Here is a 16,553-nt window from a genome sequence, read left to right on the forward strand (position 1 = left end):
TCTGATTAGAATTTTTCAAAATTTATAGAGCCAAGATTTATTTATTTTATGTTGGCTCATCTTTGTAGTTGTAAGCCTATGAACAATCCACAAACACTTTTTCCACAGCATATTTTTCGCGCTTACGACATACGTGGTAAAGAAACTGTGCTGACTGTGAAATTGATAAACGCGATTGCACAAGGATTGGTGCAACAATATCAACAAGAAAAGCAAACTCAAATTAGTATTGGTTATGATGCGCGTTTAAATAGCCCCGCTTATGCTGAAATTATGCGCCAAGTCTTTCTTGCCCATCAATTTCAAGTGACGATGGTGGGTTGTTGTTCTAGCCCGATGTTGTATTTTATGGCACGACACACGGCAGGCAATGGCATTATGCTTACGGCCAGTCATAATCCAAAATCAGACAACGGCATTAAATGGATTGTGCAGGGCGAACCGCCAACCCCTGAAATGATTCAACACGTGGCACACGATGCAGCGCCATATTATTTAAATACCGATGCAGCACCATCCATCGCCTCACAACACGCCACCAATATTTCACATGAATTTATTGAAGATGCGTGTCAGCAATATCAGCAGGCAATGTTGAACGATATTCAACTGGCGGGCACTTTTAAAGTGGTTTTAGATGGGATGTATGGTTCGGCAGGTCATTGCGCTGCTTTGGTTTTGCAAAAAATGGGCTGTGAGGTGATTGCTTTACGCTGCGAAGCCAATGGTCATTTTCCAGAACATGCACCCGATCCATCACAAGAAAAACACTTACAACATTTAAAAGCTGCGGTGCGTGAACATCAGGCGGACATTGGCATTGCTTTAGATGGCGATGGTGATCGTGTCGTCCTCTTGGATGAACATGCCAATGTGCTTTCAGCAGATCGTTTGCTGTCTTTATTTGCAGAAATGTGTTTAAAAACTCATCCTCAGCATCAAGTGGTGTTTGATGTAAAATGCTCCACTATGGTGCGCAATACCGTGCGTGATTTGGGTGGCGAAGCGGTGATGATTCGCACGGGCAGTACCTTCTTGCGGCGTTATTTGGCGCAGTCGCAAGGCAAGGCTGTGTTCGGTGGCGAATACGCAGGACATTATGTATTCAATGATGGACGTGGTTTTGGCTATGACGATGGTATTTACGCAGCGCTGCGCGTGTTGGAATATTTAAGCCACAGTAATTACAGCAGCCTTTCGGCATTGATGCAGAAATACCCTGAGCGTTGCTGCACTGAAGACACGTATATCAGCACACGGAATATTGAACCGAGTGCGGTTTTAAATGATGTTGAAAGTTCTAGCCATCGCAGTGGTGCAGAATTAAGTAAAATAGATGGTGTAAGACTTGATTTTGAAGATGGATTTGGCATTATTCGAGCATCCAATACAGGCGAATATTTTACGGTGCGTTTTGATGCCGATAATCCATCACGACTGAATGATATTCGCGATACATTTGTTTCCATGTTAAGTGAGCGATACCCTGAAATCGCCCAAGACATTTTAGATGCTCAATAAGGAGAGGCGAATGCCACATCAACAGACTGGTATCGACAAAGCGCAAATTTTGACTGAAGCTTTGCCGTATATTCAACGTTTTGCGGGCAAGACCCTTGTTGTGAAATATGGCGGCAATGCCATGACCGATCCTGAGCTGGAAAGTTCTTTTGCTCGTGATATCGTGTTGTTAAAGACTGTAGGCTTAAACCCGATTGTGGTGCATGGCGGTGGCCCACAAGTGGATTCTATGCTCAAGCAATTGGGACGTGAGTCTGACCGTATTGATGGCATGCGTGTCACCGATCCTACGACTATGGAAGTCGTAGAAATGGTCTTGGGTGGTAGCGTCAACAAATCTATCGTCAATCTGATTAACCAACATGGCGGTCGTGCCATTGGTTTGACGGGTAAAGATGGTAACTTGATTCGCGCACAAAAATTATTGATGCAAAAAACTACTGAAACAGGCGAAGTACAACAAATTGACCTTGGTTTGGTGGGTGAAGTGGTGGGTGTCAAAACCGACGTGTTGGAAATGTTTACCAGCAGCGACTTTATTCCAGTGATTGCACCTTTAGGTGTCGATGATGCAGGCAATACCTATAACATTAATGCCGATTTAGTCGCAGGTAAAGTTGCCGAAGCATTGGGTGCGGAAAAGTTAATTTTGCTGACCAATATTACGGGTGTATTAGACGAAAATAAAAACCTGTTAACTGGTTTGACTACGCAGGAAGTAGATCGTTTAATTGATACAGGCGTGATTTACGGTGGCATGATTCCAAAAGTGGGTTGTGCATTGGATGCAGTTAAAGGCGGTGTAATCAGTGCACATATTGTAGATGGTCGTGTGCCACATGCTACTTTATTGGAAATCTTTACTGATCATGGTGTGGGAACATTAATTACCAACCGTGTCCAAACGCGTAAATAAAACTCTATAAGATGATCCCTAAAAGAGCTTCACAATTGAAGCTCTTTTTTATGTCAAATTTACGGCAAGAAACTGAAATTTTGTTGATTCAGCATCCTTGAAATTGCTTTGCACCTATCCTGCAATCTTAAAATTGTAGTCGCTAAAATCGCGGTCATCATAGTGTCATGCTGCTGTCCTAGTGTAGGAGAAAACATGAGGTATCTATGATGCTACAAAAATTAAATCAGTATCGTCAGCAGTTTAGCTTTCCTATGGTTAAAGTGGGTAAAGCACAGAAAAAAAACAGCAAAGCTACGCAATATGCGTTTGAATGGGTTGAAAATTTAAAGCAACTACAAGAAGTACAGCGCTTTCGTGCACAGCAATTTTCCAAGCAATTTGGCATTGAATTTGAATCGGGTTTAGATCAGGACTTGTACGATTTTGGCTGTGAACACGCCGTACTCAGAGATAAATCTACGGGTGAAATTGTTGCTTATACTCGTTTAAAACTTTGGCAAGGGCATGAGCTAGCCAACAGTTATAGTGCGCACGAGTTTAAAATTATAGATGAGTTAGGGCATCTCTCGAATATTGTCGAAATGGGGCGTACTTGTGTGCATCCACGTTATCGTTCAGGCAAAACACTCTCTATTTTATGGCTGAATTTAGTGCCTAAAGTGTTATGGGAAATGCGTGCCAAACACATGATTGGCTGTGTCAGTATTCGTTTGGAAGGTAATGAAGCACGCGCGTATCATACCCATCAAGCGATTCAACAATTGGCAGAAAATCAACGCTGCGATATTCAGTCACAGCAGCCGTTTGAGCCAAGTTGTCCAAGTCATAGCTTTAGCCAAGATGAACGAATACCTAAACTGTTTGATGTTTATCTGAAAATGAATGCTAAGCTGTCTGAGCAAGCATTTTATGACCGTGAGTTTAACTGTCTAGATTATTTTGTTTTGTTAGATGTGAAACAAATGGCGAAACATTTTATTCGCCAAAAGAAAGTGAAAGCATCTTAACTAGAATAATTAAGCAGAGATTTCTACAGCACTGCATATCTATGAAGTGGTACTGTAGAAATCTATTTATATTTTTCAGATTTGAATTATCCACATGGCTGATGCACAATAATTAGATAATTTCATTATTTGTATAAAGATAAGGCCTTATGTGTCAGTTGCTTGGAATGAATTGTGCGACACCTACCGATATTACCTTTTCATTTCGGGGATTTTCGCAGCGCGCAGGAATCACCTCAGATCATTCTGATGGCTTTGGCATTGCTTTTTTTGAAGATAAAGCTTGCCGTTTATTTGTCGATAACCAGTCTGCAGTGGAGTCACCCATTGCAGAATTGATCCGTAACTATCCCATCAAATCGCGTAATGTGATTGCCCATATTCGTAAAGCGACACAAGGCAAAATTAATTTAGAAAATTCACATCCGTTTAGTCGTGAGTTGTGGGGACGCCAGTGGATTTTTGCCCATAATGGTGATTTACATGACTTTCATCCACGTTTATCAGGTCGTTTTACCCCTGTGGGCAATACCGACAGTGAACGTGCATTTTGTTATTTGTTAGATCAATTGGTAAATCGTTTTGGTTATGATGAACCGAGCCTGACGCAAATTTTTGACTTGTTAGCCGAAATTTCTCCTAAAATTGCAGAACATGGCACTTTTAATTTTTGTTTGTCCAATGGTCAGGCATTATTTAGTTATGCGGTGACCAAATTACATTGGTTGGTGCGTGCTTATCCATTTCAGCCTGCACAATTAATTGATTTAGATGTTGAGGTTGATTTTAGCCAAGTCACCACAGCAGAGGATTGTGTGGCAGTGATTACCACTGAACCCTTGACTCAAAATGAAACATGGACAGCATTTCAGCCAGGTGAAATGATTTTATTTCAACATGGACGCCCAATTAAAACCCAAATGACACATATTGCGCGTTTGGAACGTGAGCGTTTAAATCCTGAATTAAGACGGATCACCAAAGCGGATCAATACTAATTTATACGGGTATGTGTGGTTGAAAAATATTCATTTTATTATTGTATAATTCAATTAAATCAAGAATGAAAATGTATAAATTGGTTAATTAATAATTGATTCTTTTAGTCGGGTATTTTTGTTAAAATTTATTTAAATCAATGTCTTGTGTTGTTTTTTTGCGATTTAAACCAATCCCTACCAATTCGCTTCATTTTTATTTATGGGAAATACGGCTACCATTCCGCAATGTGATTAATCATTTATTTCTGTAAGGTGGTCGTATGAAGATGAAATGGGTTCCAGAATACAATACTGGTATCGATGTGATTGACGATCAGCATAAACGTATCCTCGATTATATTAATGAAATTGTTGAAATTAGCGATGGTACAGATCGAGCACGTGTAAAGCAGATTTTAAATAATATTATTGATTACACCCAGTCGCATTTTACGTTTGAAGAATCATTACAAGAAGAAGCGGGTTATAAATACCGCGTACCACATAAACGTGTGCATGATTTATTCATTAAAAAAATTGAGTCTTATCGCGATCGTTATGAAATGGGACAATCCATTGAAGGCGAATTGCATGAAGTCTTATCAAAATGGTTAATTAATCATATTCAACACGATGACGCCGATTATGTTGGTGCTGTGAAAGAGAATATGATGGGCATTATTAAGGAAAATGAGAAGAAGAAAGGTAAAGGTTGGTTCGCTCGTTTCTTCTCATAAGTCTGAAGCCATAAAAAATGAAAGAATAAAAATTATAAATTTGCGCAGCAAGCTATCTAACGATAGTTTGCTTTTTCTTTTTTGAGGTTTTGCTTTTCCTTGATGACAAAGGCAAAATAGCCGTAGATTTTTATTAGGACAGCGTCATGCAGGACAATGCTATGTCACGATGGTTATCGCCGCTGATGGCATTTGGTTTATCATTCATTATTATTGCCACACTCGCACCAATGACAGGTATTCAGGTTGAGCGTCAGCTCGACTTTTGGTTGTTGTGGCTAGCAACTATGCTGATTTTGGCATTACCGATTACTTATTTGGAAATTGCCTTAGCCAAACGCTCAAAAACGACAGCATTACAAGCACTTTTAAGTTTAACCCGTGATGCCGATGCTTCTCAAAAATGGCGTTTGGTGGGCTGGCTTGCAGTGGTGTTCATTCCATTTTTAGCAGGCGGTTTGTTGTCTAATGCTGCGCAAATTTTAAATCAATATGCCGCTGCAGACTTGGCTAGTCATGTCTTGTTTGTGATTGTGGCTATTTTCGCACTGGCATTGTCATTAGTGCCGCGTCAAATTTTATTGCTATGTACCGCTGTTGCTGTTGTGGCGGCTTTGGTTTTATCGATGGTGATGGGTTCAGAACTCCCTGCATGGCAAGTCACCTCAATTGAGTTTAGCGAATGGGGCAGTGCAACCGTTTTGGCTTTGGTGGCCAGTGGTTTAGGCATGGGCTTGTACTGGCAAACTAGTTTGCCGCAAGTACAGCAACAATCTGCAGCAACTTCAACGGTATTGCCAATTTGGATTGCTCAGCTATTGGCAGTCGTTGCTTTTGCATTCTTTGCCGTGCAAGCACAAATTCCAGCATTGGCTTTGGTGGCGGCAACTGTTGCAGCAGCAGCGGTTTTATTACAATTGGCACGTGAACAATTGGCACAACGTCAAATGGCGGTTGCGATTCAGTGGGTTGTATTGATTGCAGCAACTTTGGTTTGGGCAATTCCTGCCATTGGTCCTGTATTTAATTTTGCCTTGTTGCTTTGGGGCTTAGTTATTTGTTTGATTTACGCTATTTTTGCAGGCTGGATTATGAAAATCAGCCATTTGCGTAAAGCCATGAACTTTAGCAGTGAAGCCTTTTATAACATTTGGCGTATTGCAGTACGTGTGGTGTTACCTGTATCTATCGTAGTGGCGATGGTGGCGTTAATTGGACAGTGGATCGCATGAGTCAAATGGCGCAGGTTTGGGTGGCGTATGCCACACCCGAACAACAATGGCATGTGGCTGTCGCATTTCAGCAGGGTATGACCGCTTTAGATGCAATTCAGCAAAGTGGACTTACGACAGCGACGACTTTGCCTGAACCGTTGATGCTGGGTATTTTTGGTGTGCGGGTTGAGCCGCAGTATGTATTACAAGCAGGTGATCGGGTTGAGATTTATCGTGCTTTGACCATTAACCCGAAAGATATTCGTCGTAAACGTGCCGCAAAGAACCCAGTAGGGCGTTATGCCAAAAGCAATCGCTTGAGACAATTGCAATGATTTAAAAAACCCCTCAGATGAATTTCAGTGAGGGGTTTCTTTTTATTCTAAAGCGGCTATAGTGGTGGCGCGTTGAGAATCGCTTCTTTCGATCCTGGTAGGCCTGGTTGAGATTCTGGAATCGTTTCCAATCCTTCAACTTTTTCTACAATACCATTTTGATTGAAAAAGATTTTCAAATGCTGACCATGCGCGGCAGGGATCTTGGCTTTTTTAGCATAAGTTCCTGGGATATAGTTGTAAATGTAGTCCCAACGTAATGGATTCATCGGGTCGGCGATGGTAGGACTGCCCAGCAAAAAGCGGACTTGTTGATGACTCATACCGACTTGGACTTTAGACGCTTGAGCTTGGGTTAAAGGTGTACCCTGTGGAATATCGACTTTATAAACGCCCAAGGTCGAACAGCCTGCGAGCAGTGAAGTGACCAATAACGTCAACATGATTTTTTGCATTTTGCTACACTATCCCAAATTAATTATGATGCATTTGATCTTGATCCAGTGTTAGATCATACTGCATCTTAACTTTGTTGCATATTCCAACTTTAATTTTGTTGAGAGACCTTTTTTCATGCCTATTTCAAATCAAGAATTACGCAAAGCTGGACTTAAAGTTACCCTTCCACGAATTAAAATCTTAGAATTATTAGAAAATTCAAAACAACATCATTTAAGTGCAGAAGATATCTACAAAACTTTACTCGATCAGGGTGAAGATGTGGGTTTAGCAACTGTGTATCGTGTGTTAACACAGTTTGAAGCTGCAGGCATTATTGAGCGTCATAATTTTGAGAACAATCATTCTGTGTTTGAAATCATGCAGGAAGATCACCACGACCACTTAGTTTGCTTGAACTGTAGCAAAGTGGTTGAATTTATTAACGATACCATTGAAAAAGAACAGCATGATGTAGCTGAAAAATTTGGTTTTGAGCTCACAGGGCACTCGCTGAATTTATATGGTTATTGTGATGCGCCAGAATGTCGTGAAGCCTTACGCAAGAAATAATTTGCTGTAAGCATAAAAAATAGGCTTCCGTATGGAAGCCTATTTTGTTTGTGTTTAAGCGTTGTTGTGATGTTATTGCCCATCGAAGGTAATATTCGAAGTTGCATGTAACAAGCGCTCGCCACCTTCTTCTGCAAGTTTGATTTGTAGACGCAAATCGTTTGGCGAGTCGGCGTGTTTAAGTGCATCTTTGTAGCTAATTTGTTTGGCTTTATAAAGATCGTATAACGCTTGGTCAAAGGTTTGCATACCCAACTCACGTGAACGCTTCATCAGGTCTTTAATTTCGTGCACATCACCTTTACGGATTAAATCTGCAATCAGTGGTGAGTTAATTAAAATTTCAATCGCAGCACGACGTGAGTTGCCATCAATGGTTGGAATTAACTGCTGTGCCACAATTGCTTTCAGGTTTAGCGATAAATCCATGAACAACTGGTTATGACGGTCTGCTTCAAAGAAGTGAATAATACGGTCAATTGCTTGGTTAGCGTTGTTGGCGTGTAGGGTGGCAAATACCAAGTGACCTGTTTCGGCAAAGGCAATTGCATAATCCATGGTTTCGCGGGAACGAATCTCACCAATCAGAATTACATCAGGCGCTTGACGCAAGGTATTTTTTAATGCGATTTCAAAGGAGTCGGTATCAATCCCGACTTCACGCTGGGTAATAATACAGCCTGCATGTTCATGCACAAATTCAATCGGGTCTTCAATGGTAATGATATGACCTTTGGAATTTTGGTTGCGGTAACCAATAATAGACGCTAAAGAGGTCGATTTACCTGTACCTGTCGCACCTACAAAAATGATGATGCCACGTTTGGTCATCGCCAAATCTTTGAGAATAGGTGGCAGTTTCAAGTCATCCATGGTCGGGATTTTGGTTTCAATCCGACGGAGTACCATGCCCGGCTCATCACGTTGTTGGAATGCGCTGACACGGAAACGTGCTGTTTTTTCACGGTTGGTAATCGCAAAGTTACATTCACGGGTTTCGGCAAATTCCTTGCGCTGTTTTTCACTCATAATTGAGTTAAGCAGCTGACCGACAATTTCACCTGTAAGTTTACTTTTGGCTACAGGCACAATTTGTCCATGAATTTTCATGGAAGGTTCAACATCGGCTGTAATAAACAAGTCAGACGCTTTTTGCTGAATCATTAAATTCAGTAAATCATTAAAGTCCATCGCGTATCTCGAATTTTAAACTTATAAGAATGATTCAGGCTGTTTTGCAACCGTACGAGCCGTTTGTGGGCTAATCACACCGCGCGATACCAAGTTTTTCAAACTCTGGTCAAGGGTGGTCATACCGTAGTTGGCACCAGTCTGAATTGCCGAGTACATTTGAGCTACTTTGTTTTCACGAATCAGGTTACGCACTGCAGGAATACCAATCATGATTTCATGCGCAGCTACACGACCACCACCATTTTTCTTGAGCAGGGATTGTGAAATGACGGCTTGTAAAGATTCAGACAACATGGCACGTACCATGTCTTTTTCTTCGGCAGGGAATACGTCAATCACACGGTCAATGGTTTTTGCTGCAGAGGTGGTGTGTAGCGTACCAAATACCAAGTGACCCGTTTCAGCAGCAGTCAGTGCCAAACGAATGGTTTCTAAGTCACGCATCTCACCCACTAGAATAATGTCAGGGTCTTCACGCAGTGCCGAACGTAATGCTTCGTTAAAGCCATGCGTATCACGGTGTACTTCTCGTTGGTTAACCAAACATTTTTTAGATTGGTGTACAAATTCGATTGGGTCTTCGACGGTCAGAATATGGTCGTAGCGATTGTCATTAATAAAGTCAATCATCGCGGCAAGTGTGGTTGATTTACCTGAACCCGTTGGGCCTGTCACCAATACCAAACCACGTGGATATTCACAAATATCTTTAAAGATTTGTCCCATGCCTAAATCTTCAAGGGTCAAAACTTTAGAAGGAATGGTACGGAATACTGCACCTGCACCACGGTTTTGGTTAAATGCGTTCACACGGAAACGAGCCACGCCTGGGACTTCAAAAGAAAAGTCCGTTTCTAGATTTTCTTCATAATCACGACGTTGTTTATCATTCATAATGTCGTACACTAATTTGTGTACTTCTTTATGTTCTAATGCTGGTAAGTTAATTCGACGAACTTCACCATCCACACGAATCAGTGGTGGCATGCCCGCAGATAAGTGTAAATCCGAAGCGCCGTTTTTAGCGGAGAACGCCAATAATTCTGTAATATCCATGAAAGTCCCCGAGATCAATTAAATCTTAATTATTTTGATAGAATAATACGGCTTTCCATCAGCTTAACCAACTGTTAGTTGCTGGACAAGGTAAAAAAAGATGAATGAAATGAGAAATGCATCAATGAATAATCTGCAGCTTATGCGCACTCAGGTTTTGCAACAAATTCAACAGGCATGCCAGTTGGCACAGCGCGAGCCAAATACGGTGCAATTGTTGGCAGTGTCTAAGACTCATCCGAGTGAAGCCTTGCGTGAAATGTATGCGACAGGGCAGCGCGCTTTTGGCGAAAATTATTTGCAAGAAGCTTTGGATAAAATGCAGGCCCTGAGTGATTTAGAAATTGAATGGCACTTTATTGGGCATGTGCAGCGCAATAAAACCAAACATTTGGCAGAAAAATTTGCATGGGTGCATGGGGTAGATCGTTTGATTATTGCCGAGCGTTTATCGAATCAGCGCGATGCTCAACAAGTGCCCCTGAATATTTGTTTACAAGTTAATATTGATGCGCAAGACACGAAGGATGGTTGTCAGCCGAGCGAAGTTGCAGAATTAGTCCGACAGATCAGCCAATTACCGCATTTAAAACTACGCGGTTTGATGGTGATTCCTGCACCTGATCATCCTCAAGCTTTTCAAGATGCCAAACAATTGTTTGATGCAGTGAAAGCACAACATGCACAACCTGAAGATTGGGATACTTTGAGTATGGGGATGTCGGGCGATTTAAATGCCGCAATTGCAGCAGGTTCAACTATGGTACGGATTGGTACAGCATTGTTTGGCGCACGTGACTATTCCAAGGCTTAATTGCTAGATGAACAAAGAATCTGCCAAGATTTTGCAAACATTATCTTGTACGTTTTGGCTGACATGAAATGCGGAATTTTGCGGCTAGTGCTGAAGGTTGGATTTTCTTAATATGAACTTATCGGGAAACAGGGAGTTTCCTAAATAAGAAGAATAAGAAATAGAACAACACGGAAGTGCTTGGTACGACAGGAGTTATACCAAAAACTGAATCTAGAAAGCCTCGACAGGATGTCGAGGCTTTTTTAGTTATGTATACTGTAAAGCTGTCAAAGTTTTGGCTTGTGTAGATTATTTTTAATAACCTTCACTATTTTTAGAAAGCGCCACTTCCGTCCAGTAAATAGGTGAAGTAGACATTCAAGATTTATTTTCTATCCAGATTCGAATACGGGCAATCAGTAAAAATAGCAAAAAACAGAACTGAAAGAAGCCTGTGAAAATGATGGTCCAACCGTTATTTCCAGGTGTTTTTCTTGCATCCAACTCAATGACTAAAGTGCAGACGGTGAGAATGATTTCAAAAATTAAAACCGCTTTAAAAACCCAAGGTTTAGGGAAACGTATTAACCATGTGAGAAAAATAATACTTAAACTGGGCAATACAGCAAAGAGAATAATCGTTTTTATATCCATAAAATTAAGTACTTAAAGTGTGTGTGATTTTAAAATAAATTCAATACAACTTCATGGAAGCCTAAAATCTGAAATCTCACAGTCATCTCAATAATTCTTCAATCGACAAATAATCTTCAGATTTTAGGCAGTATTGGCTTTAACCCACCACATTGACTTCACTTGCCCCTGCACCCACTGGTTTGACTTGAATTTGCACAGGAATTCGTTCGTGCATTTCCTGAATATGCGAAATCAGCACCACTTTACGTCCCTGACTTTGCAGATGGTCTAAGGCATTCATCACCATGTGCAAGGAAGTCGGGTCGAGAGTGCCAAAGCCTTCATCAATAAATAGCGATTCCAGTTTCATTGAGCCAGATGCCATATTGGCAATTGCCAGTGCCAAAGCTAAAGAAACCAAAAAGGTTTCGCCACCCGATAAAGACAGAACAGGGCGAATTTCACTGTTCATATCTAAATCAATAATCGCCAACCCCAAACTGTCAGGAATACGATGCAACTGATAACGCGAACTCAGTGGCAGCAATTGCTGATTGGCGTATTCCACCAAAATATCCAAGTGATGTTCTTGGGCAATTTTCTTAAATTTCGTACCTTCTTTATGCCCAATTAAATCGTAAATACGTCCCCAGCGGTATTCTTCAGCTTTGATACTTTCAATTTGAGTTTGATAGGTAGCAAAAATCCCTTGATTGGTGCTATTCAGGCGTAGCTGTGCCTCAATCTCATTATAGTTTTGCTGTTGTTTGGCTTTGTCTGTTTGCAGCGCTGCCAGTTGCGTGGTGACCTCGTCAAAACTCAGTTGTGGCTGTTGCTTTAAGTGTTTTTGATATTGCTCTTCCAATGTTTGCCAAGCCGTTTTAGCACTCTCCAAACTGTTTTGTTGTTGCTGCAGCATGTTGCGTATTTGCTGATGTTCGGCATAAGAAATCTGTAAACATTTATCAATGATGCTGGCTTGAAAATGCGTGTGTGTCGCTTGCCACGTTGCAATGTGTTGCTGACATTCAGTGTGTTGCTGCATGCGCTGTTGAATTCTACTATCCAAACCATGTTTTTGCAGTTGTAAGTCTTTTAACACCTGTTCTGCTTGATTAAGTACAGTTCGTTGTGTGCTAAGTGCAAGATTGAGTTGCTGTTGTTGCTGATCTAAAGCCTGCTGCCATTCTTGATAGGTCTGATATTCACATCCCGCATGAGTTCTTGTAAGCTGCTTAATTTGATCACGCAGCTCACTTCCTGCAGTTTTAATCTGCTGCAGTTGTAGGGTTTTCTCTGCATGTTGCTGTTGTAAAAATAGCAACTTTTCTTGCACTTGCTGCTGTTGTTGAGTCAGTTGTTCAATCGTTTTGCTCAGTTGAACTTGCTGCTGCTGCAAGTGATGACGTTGCTCTAACTGTTGTAAGGCATTTTGATAGTATTCAATCGGTTGATTGAGCCAAGCGTGTCTTTGTTCTGCATCTAAAAGCGACAAAATAGGCTGTAAACGCTGAGCGAGGTCTTGGCGTTGTTGAATAGCATATTTGAGTTGTTCTGCCTGCTGTGCAGCATTGCGCCATTGTTTCAGGGTATCGTTTGCTTGTTGAATACTCTGCTGCAAGTGTTGAGTGGATTGATGTGTTGTTGCCCAATGTTGCTGTACGTGTTCAATTTGCTTTGCAACAGGCAGCGCTGCATCCAAATCTAAAGATAAGGATGTTGCAAGCTGTTGCACCAATGTCTGTTGTTGTTCAAGTTGCTGTTGCAGTTCAAGACTGCGTTGTTGTTGTTGATGATAAGTTGCATCGTATTGACTGCGAGCACGCTCCAATTGTTGTAGCTGTTTTTGCGCATGCTCAAATTCAGTTTTGGCCTGCTGCAATTGCTGATCCTGCAATTGGTTTAAAGCGTCACTGAGTAAATTTTCATGCTGAATAAACGGATGTTCATGGCTGCCGCAGACCATACAGGCTTCATTCGGTTTTAATTGGGCACGTAAATCCTGCACACTTTGATGCTGCAATAAACGCTGCTGTTCAAAGATCTGCTGTAATTGTTGCAAGGCTTGTTCAGTAATTTGCACTTGCTGCTGTTGGGTTTGAATTTGAGTCTGTGTCTGCTGTTGCAGACTTAAAGTTTCTTGCTGACGCTGTTGTAACTGCTCAAATAGGGTGGTCTGTTGTTGCCATTGTTCAAGTGCCTGTTGCAAGCGCTCTAAAACATGCACACTCTTTAAAGCATGTTGTAATTGCTGTTGCTCTGCCGTGAGTTGCTGCTCAAGTTGTTCAGGATGTTGATATTGTTTTTCCCAAACCAACAGTTGTTGCTGTGTATGTTGTTGTTGCTCAATTAAAGTATCTAATGCAGATTGGAACAGCGTAGGGTTTTGCTGACGTAGCTGCTGTTCAAGCTGCAAATAATCTTGCAGACGTTGCAACGTAAGGGCTAAATTATCATCAAAATTTGCCCATGCCGCAGTCTGTTTGAATTGCTGTTGTAAATGTTGCTGTTGTTGTTGCTCGGTTGCAAGTTGAGTCGTCAGTTGCTTCAAATTATTTTGCACAGGCTGAATTTGCTGCTCTGCAAATAATTTTTGTGCAGCATCCAAAGCGGTATATTGTTGAAGTTTGCTAGAAATTTCATGTTGTAACTGTGCCGCAATTTCAAGTTGTGGTTTCAATTGTTCAACATGCTGCTGCCATGCCTGAAGGTCTTTTTCCGCTTGCTGTTGCTGACTAATCGCTTGCTGTTGTGCGTATTCCGCTTGTTGCAAGTTTGGTTCAAATTTCAAAAGCTGCTGATTCAGATTTTTTAGCTCGGTATCTGCTTGCTGACGCAAGACAAATTGCTCGCGGATGGTTTGAAATTCATCTAAATGTTTGAGCAATTGTTTTTGAGAGGCGAGTTTAAGATCGGCATCGACTTGAACATCATATATTTCTTTTTTAGCTTGGGTGCTGGCATAGAGTTCATGGCAATCTTTGTGCCATTTCACATCATTTTCATACAGTTTTTCGGTTTGGGTCAGCAAAGCTAATTGTTGACTTAGGTCATGTTGTTGGGTTTCTAAGTCTTTTAGTGCTTCATCGCTGAGGAGCACCACATGCCCCATGACATTTTCAAGATCTGTTCGCTTTTGTTTAATTTCACTAAATTTAACGGCTGCACGTTTACTGACTTCGGTAAAAATTTGCGAATTGGTTAAATATTCAAGTAAATCTGCCCGTTCATGGTCTTTGGCTTTTAAAAATGCCCCAACTTCCGATTGTGCCAATAATACTGCGCGTGTGAATTGCTCAAAACTAAGGCCAATCAACTGCTCTACAATTGGCGTAGCTTCAGAAATTCTTTGATTTAAAACCCGTTGCTCATCTAGGCAGGTAATGGCACGTTCAACTTTTAAGTTTCCATCCACTTTGTTATGTGCACGGCGAATTTGCCAACGTGCCGAATAGCGTTTTTGATCGAGCGCGATAAATTCAAGTTCTGCAAAGCCAGAAGTCGTACCACGACGTAAAATATGTTTAGAATCTTTTAAGGAAATTTCTTTGCCTGCGGTATCGGTCAGACTGCCTGTAGCACCTCTTAAACGTGGAATTTCATCATAAAGTGCCAAACACATGGCATCCAGCAAAGTCGATTTACCTGCACCCGTTTTGCCCGTAATTGCAATTAAACCTGCCTGTGCCAGTGGCTCTTCTTCAAAATTGATGACATGGGTGCCTGCCAAAGATGCCAAATTATTTAAACTTAAACGTAAAATTTTCATGGCAAATCCTTAAGCTTTATTCTGATCAAGTTCGTGTTGGGCTTCGGCCAAAAGCTGTAAAAAATCTTGGCTCACTTCAGGGTCTGGTTGATAGCCCATTTTTTCCCATAAATCTAAAAATAATTTTTCAGGCGTTGGCGGTTCTAAATCAATTTTTGATTGTTGCACGTTCGAGTTTTCACTATTTTGAAAGCGTCGTGCAATACGCAGTAAACGATAGCGGTTGGCAGGTAGTGCTTGTTCAATTTGTTGACGTAAATCAATGGGTGGTGGCGCATCGCTGATATATTCAATTTCTAAAAAATGCCGTGCGCAGACTTCTGCAATTTCATCTTTTGGCAATTGATGAAGTTCAGTAATTAATTCAGAAAGTTCGCAGCGAATCCGAAGCAGCTCTACCGTACGTGGAATAAGCAAGCTTTCATATTGGAAACGCTGTGCATCTGCCTGCAACGGGTCAATTCTGACCTCAAGAACTTGGTGTTTATAATTCAGCTCGCTAAATGATAAGGGAATGGGTGAACCGCTATAACGGATATGCGGCTGTCCGACCTGTTGCGGTTTGTGTAAGTGTCCGAGTGCGACATAGTCAATCACCTCATCAAACAGTGCAGTCGATAAGGCTTCTTCATTCCCCACTACAATGGGGCGTTCTGAGTCGGAGGTTTCGCCGCCTTGCATGTGCGCATGTGACATTAAAATTAAGGCTTGATCGGGCTGTTTACGGGCTTTGGCTTCTGCAATGAGTTGTTGATGCAAATAAGCAACTGCAGATTGATTGTCACTGCTATGCTCATTTAAACCTGTAATTTCTGCACTGCGTAAATAGGGCAGGGTCAGACACCAGGCCACAATATTTTGCGCAGCATCATAAATAGGCACTAAGAGTTTATCTAAATCTAATTTTTGCTCAGCTGTTTTGCCAATCACGCCCACGGCTTTGGCGTTGAAGCGATCTAAAAAGGGTTCAACTTGCTCAATGCGATATCCTGAGTCATGATTACCAGCAATCATTAAGGTTTGCATGTGTGGCGCAAGCGCATGTGCATCGGTAAGGAATTGGTAGAGTTGTTTTTGAGCGCTCGAAGCAGGATTCACTACATCAAAAATATCGCCTGCTATGAGCAGGGCATTCGGCTGTTTGGTTTTAATTTGAGTTAAGAGCCAATTCAAAAATTCAGTATGTTCATATTCACGATCATGGTGATGGAAAAATTGCCCCAAATGCCAATCAGATGTATGTAAAAAATGAACAGCCATGCGTGTTCCAATCTTGATGTTGAATTATGAGATAACTTAACATAACTGAGCGCAACATTGCGGCAAAAAACCAGTTTTATGCTTTTAAAGCGACAGTTTAGGTCGCAGAATTTTAAAG

The 16,553-nt window shown here is 41.3% G+C and carries 15 protein-coding genes; 9 read left to right on the forward strand and 6 right to left on the reverse strand.

Annotated features, from left to right (window positions below; genetic code table 11):
• The first annotated feature begins 78 nt into the window (after nt 1–78).
• The 7 genes from FTU66_RS04575 (at nt 79) to FTU66_RS04605 (ending at nt 6,713) form a co-directional block, all read left to right on the forward strand.
• Nucleotides 79–1,521, forward strand: a complete 1,443-nt coding sequence (locus tag FTU66_RS04575; protein ID WP_180112388.1) for a phosphomannomutase/phosphoglucomutase — start codon at nt 79–81, stop codon at nt 1,519–1,521.
• A 10-nt stretch (nt 1,522–1,531) separates the two neighbouring features.
• Nucleotides 1,532–2,437 (forward strand): acetylglutamate kinase, encoded by a 906-nt coding sequence (argB, locus tag FTU66_RS04580; RefSeq protein ID WP_004975310.1) that lies wholly within the window; start codon nt 1,532–1,534, stop codon nt 2,435–2,437.
• A 209-nt stretch (nt 2,438–2,646) separates the two neighbouring features.
• A complete protein-coding gene (locus FTU66_RS04585) occupies nt 2,647–3,447 on the forward strand; it encodes a GNAT family N-acetyltransferase (protein ID WP_026438333.1) in 801 nt (266 codons plus the stop codon).
• Nucleotides 3,448–3,596: 149 nt separating this feature from the next.
• The gene (locus tag FTU66_RS04590) at nt 3,597–4,445 is read left to right on the forward strand and encodes a class II glutamine amidotransferase (RefSeq protein WP_096902262.1); all 849 of its coding nucleotides are present in this window, start codon (nt 3,597–3,599) and stop codon (nt 4,443–4,445) included.
• A gap of 263 nt (nt 4,446–4,708) precedes the next feature.
• Entirely contained in the window at nt 4,709–5,164 is a 456-nt protein-coding gene (locus tag FTU66_RS04595) for a bacteriohemerythrin (protein WP_180112389.1), read from the forward strand.
• 146 nt (nt 5,165–5,310) lie between these two features.
• Nucleotides 5,311–6,396 (forward strand): hypothetical protein, encoded by a 1,086-nt coding sequence (locus tag FTU66_RS04600; RefSeq protein WP_180112390.1) that lies wholly within the window; start codon nt 5,311–5,313, stop codon nt 6,394–6,396.
• Nucleotides 6,393–6,713, forward strand: coding sequence for an RnfH family protein (locus FTU66_RS04605; RefSeq protein ID WP_131261718.1), 321 nt, complete (start codon nt 6,393–6,395; stop codon nt 6,711–6,713). Before FTU66_RS04600 ends, FTU66_RS04605 begins: the two co-directional genes overlap by 4 nt.
• A gap of 56 nt (nt 6,714–6,769) precedes the next feature.
• Here the strand turns inward: FTU66_RS04605 and FTU66_RS04610 are convergent, their stop codons facing one another.
• Nucleotides 6,770–7,168 (reverse strand): outer membrane protein assembly factor BamE, encoded by a 399-nt coding sequence (locus tag FTU66_RS04610; RefSeq protein WP_004975323.1) that lies wholly within the window; start codon nt 7,166–7,168, stop codon nt 6,770–6,772.
• Between the two features lie 118 nt (nt 7,169–7,286).
• Between FTU66_RS04610 and fur the strand changes: the two genes are divergently transcribed.
• Nucleotides 7,287–7,724, forward strand: coding sequence for a ferric iron uptake transcriptional regulator (fur, locus tag FTU66_RS04615; protein ID WP_004975325.1), 438 nt, complete (start codon nt 7,287–7,289; stop codon nt 7,722–7,724).
• A gap of 72 nt (nt 7,725–7,796) precedes the next feature.
• Here the strand turns inward: fur and FTU66_RS04620 are convergent, their stop codons facing one another.
• Both FTU66_RS04620 and FTU66_RS04625 read right to left on the reverse strand, forming a co-directional pair.
• The gene (locus FTU66_RS04620) at nt 7,797–8,915 is read right to left on the reverse strand and encodes a PilT/PilU family type 4a pilus ATPase (RefSeq protein ID WP_104852406.1); all 1,119 of its coding nucleotides are present in this window, start codon (nt 8,913–8,915) and stop codon (nt 7,797–7,799) included.
• A 21-nt stretch (nt 8,916–8,936) separates the two neighbouring features.
• Nucleotides 8,937–9,974 (reverse strand): type IV pilus twitching motility protein PilT, encoded by a 1,038-nt coding sequence (locus FTU66_RS04625; RefSeq protein WP_019838292.1) that lies wholly within the window; start codon nt 9,972–9,974, stop codon nt 8,937–8,939.
• Between the two features lie 124 nt (nt 9,975–10,098).
• On the opposite strand from FTU66_RS04625, the gene FTU66_RS04630 reads away from it, so the two are divergent.
• Nucleotides 10,099–10,788 carry a YggS family pyridoxal phosphate-dependent enzyme gene (locus tag FTU66_RS04630; RefSeq protein WP_131261727.1) on the forward strand — a complete coding sequence of 230 codons (690 nt, stop codon included), beginning with the start codon at nt 10,099–10,101 and terminating at the stop codon, nt 10,786–10,788.
• Between the two features lie 360 nt (nt 10,789–11,148).
• On the opposite strand, the gene FTU66_RS04635 is transcribed toward FTU66_RS04630, so the two are convergent.
• From FTU66_RS04635 to FTU66_RS04645, 3 genes are all read right to left on the reverse strand, one after another.
• Nucleotides 11,149–11,424 carry a hypothetical protein gene (locus FTU66_RS04635; protein ID WP_180111690.1) on the reverse strand — a complete coding sequence of 92 codons (276 nt, stop codon included), beginning with the start codon at nt 11,422–11,424 and terminating at the stop codon, nt 11,149–11,151.
• A gap of 139 nt (nt 11,425–11,563) precedes the next feature.
• The gene (locus FTU66_RS04640; protein ID WP_180112391.1) at nt 11,564–15,175 is read right to left on the reverse strand and encodes an AAA family ATPase; all 3,612 of its coding nucleotides are present in this window, start codon (nt 15,173–15,175) and stop codon (nt 11,564–11,566) included.
• A 9-nt stretch (nt 15,176–15,184) separates the two neighbouring features.
• Nucleotides 15,185–16,435 carry an exonuclease SbcCD subunit D C-terminal domain-containing protein gene (locus FTU66_RS04645; protein ID WP_180112392.1) on the reverse strand — a complete coding sequence of 417 codons (1,251 nt, stop codon included), beginning with the start codon at nt 16,433–16,435 and terminating at the stop codon, nt 15,185–15,187.
• Nucleotides 16,436–16,553: the final 118 nt, after the last annotated feature.

Origin of the sequence: Acinetobacter sp. YH12131 (assembly GCF_013418635.1) — a bacterium.
Lineage (GTDB): Bacteria > Pseudomonadota > Gammaproteobacteria > Pseudomonadales > Moraxellaceae > Acinetobacter > Acinetobacter towneri.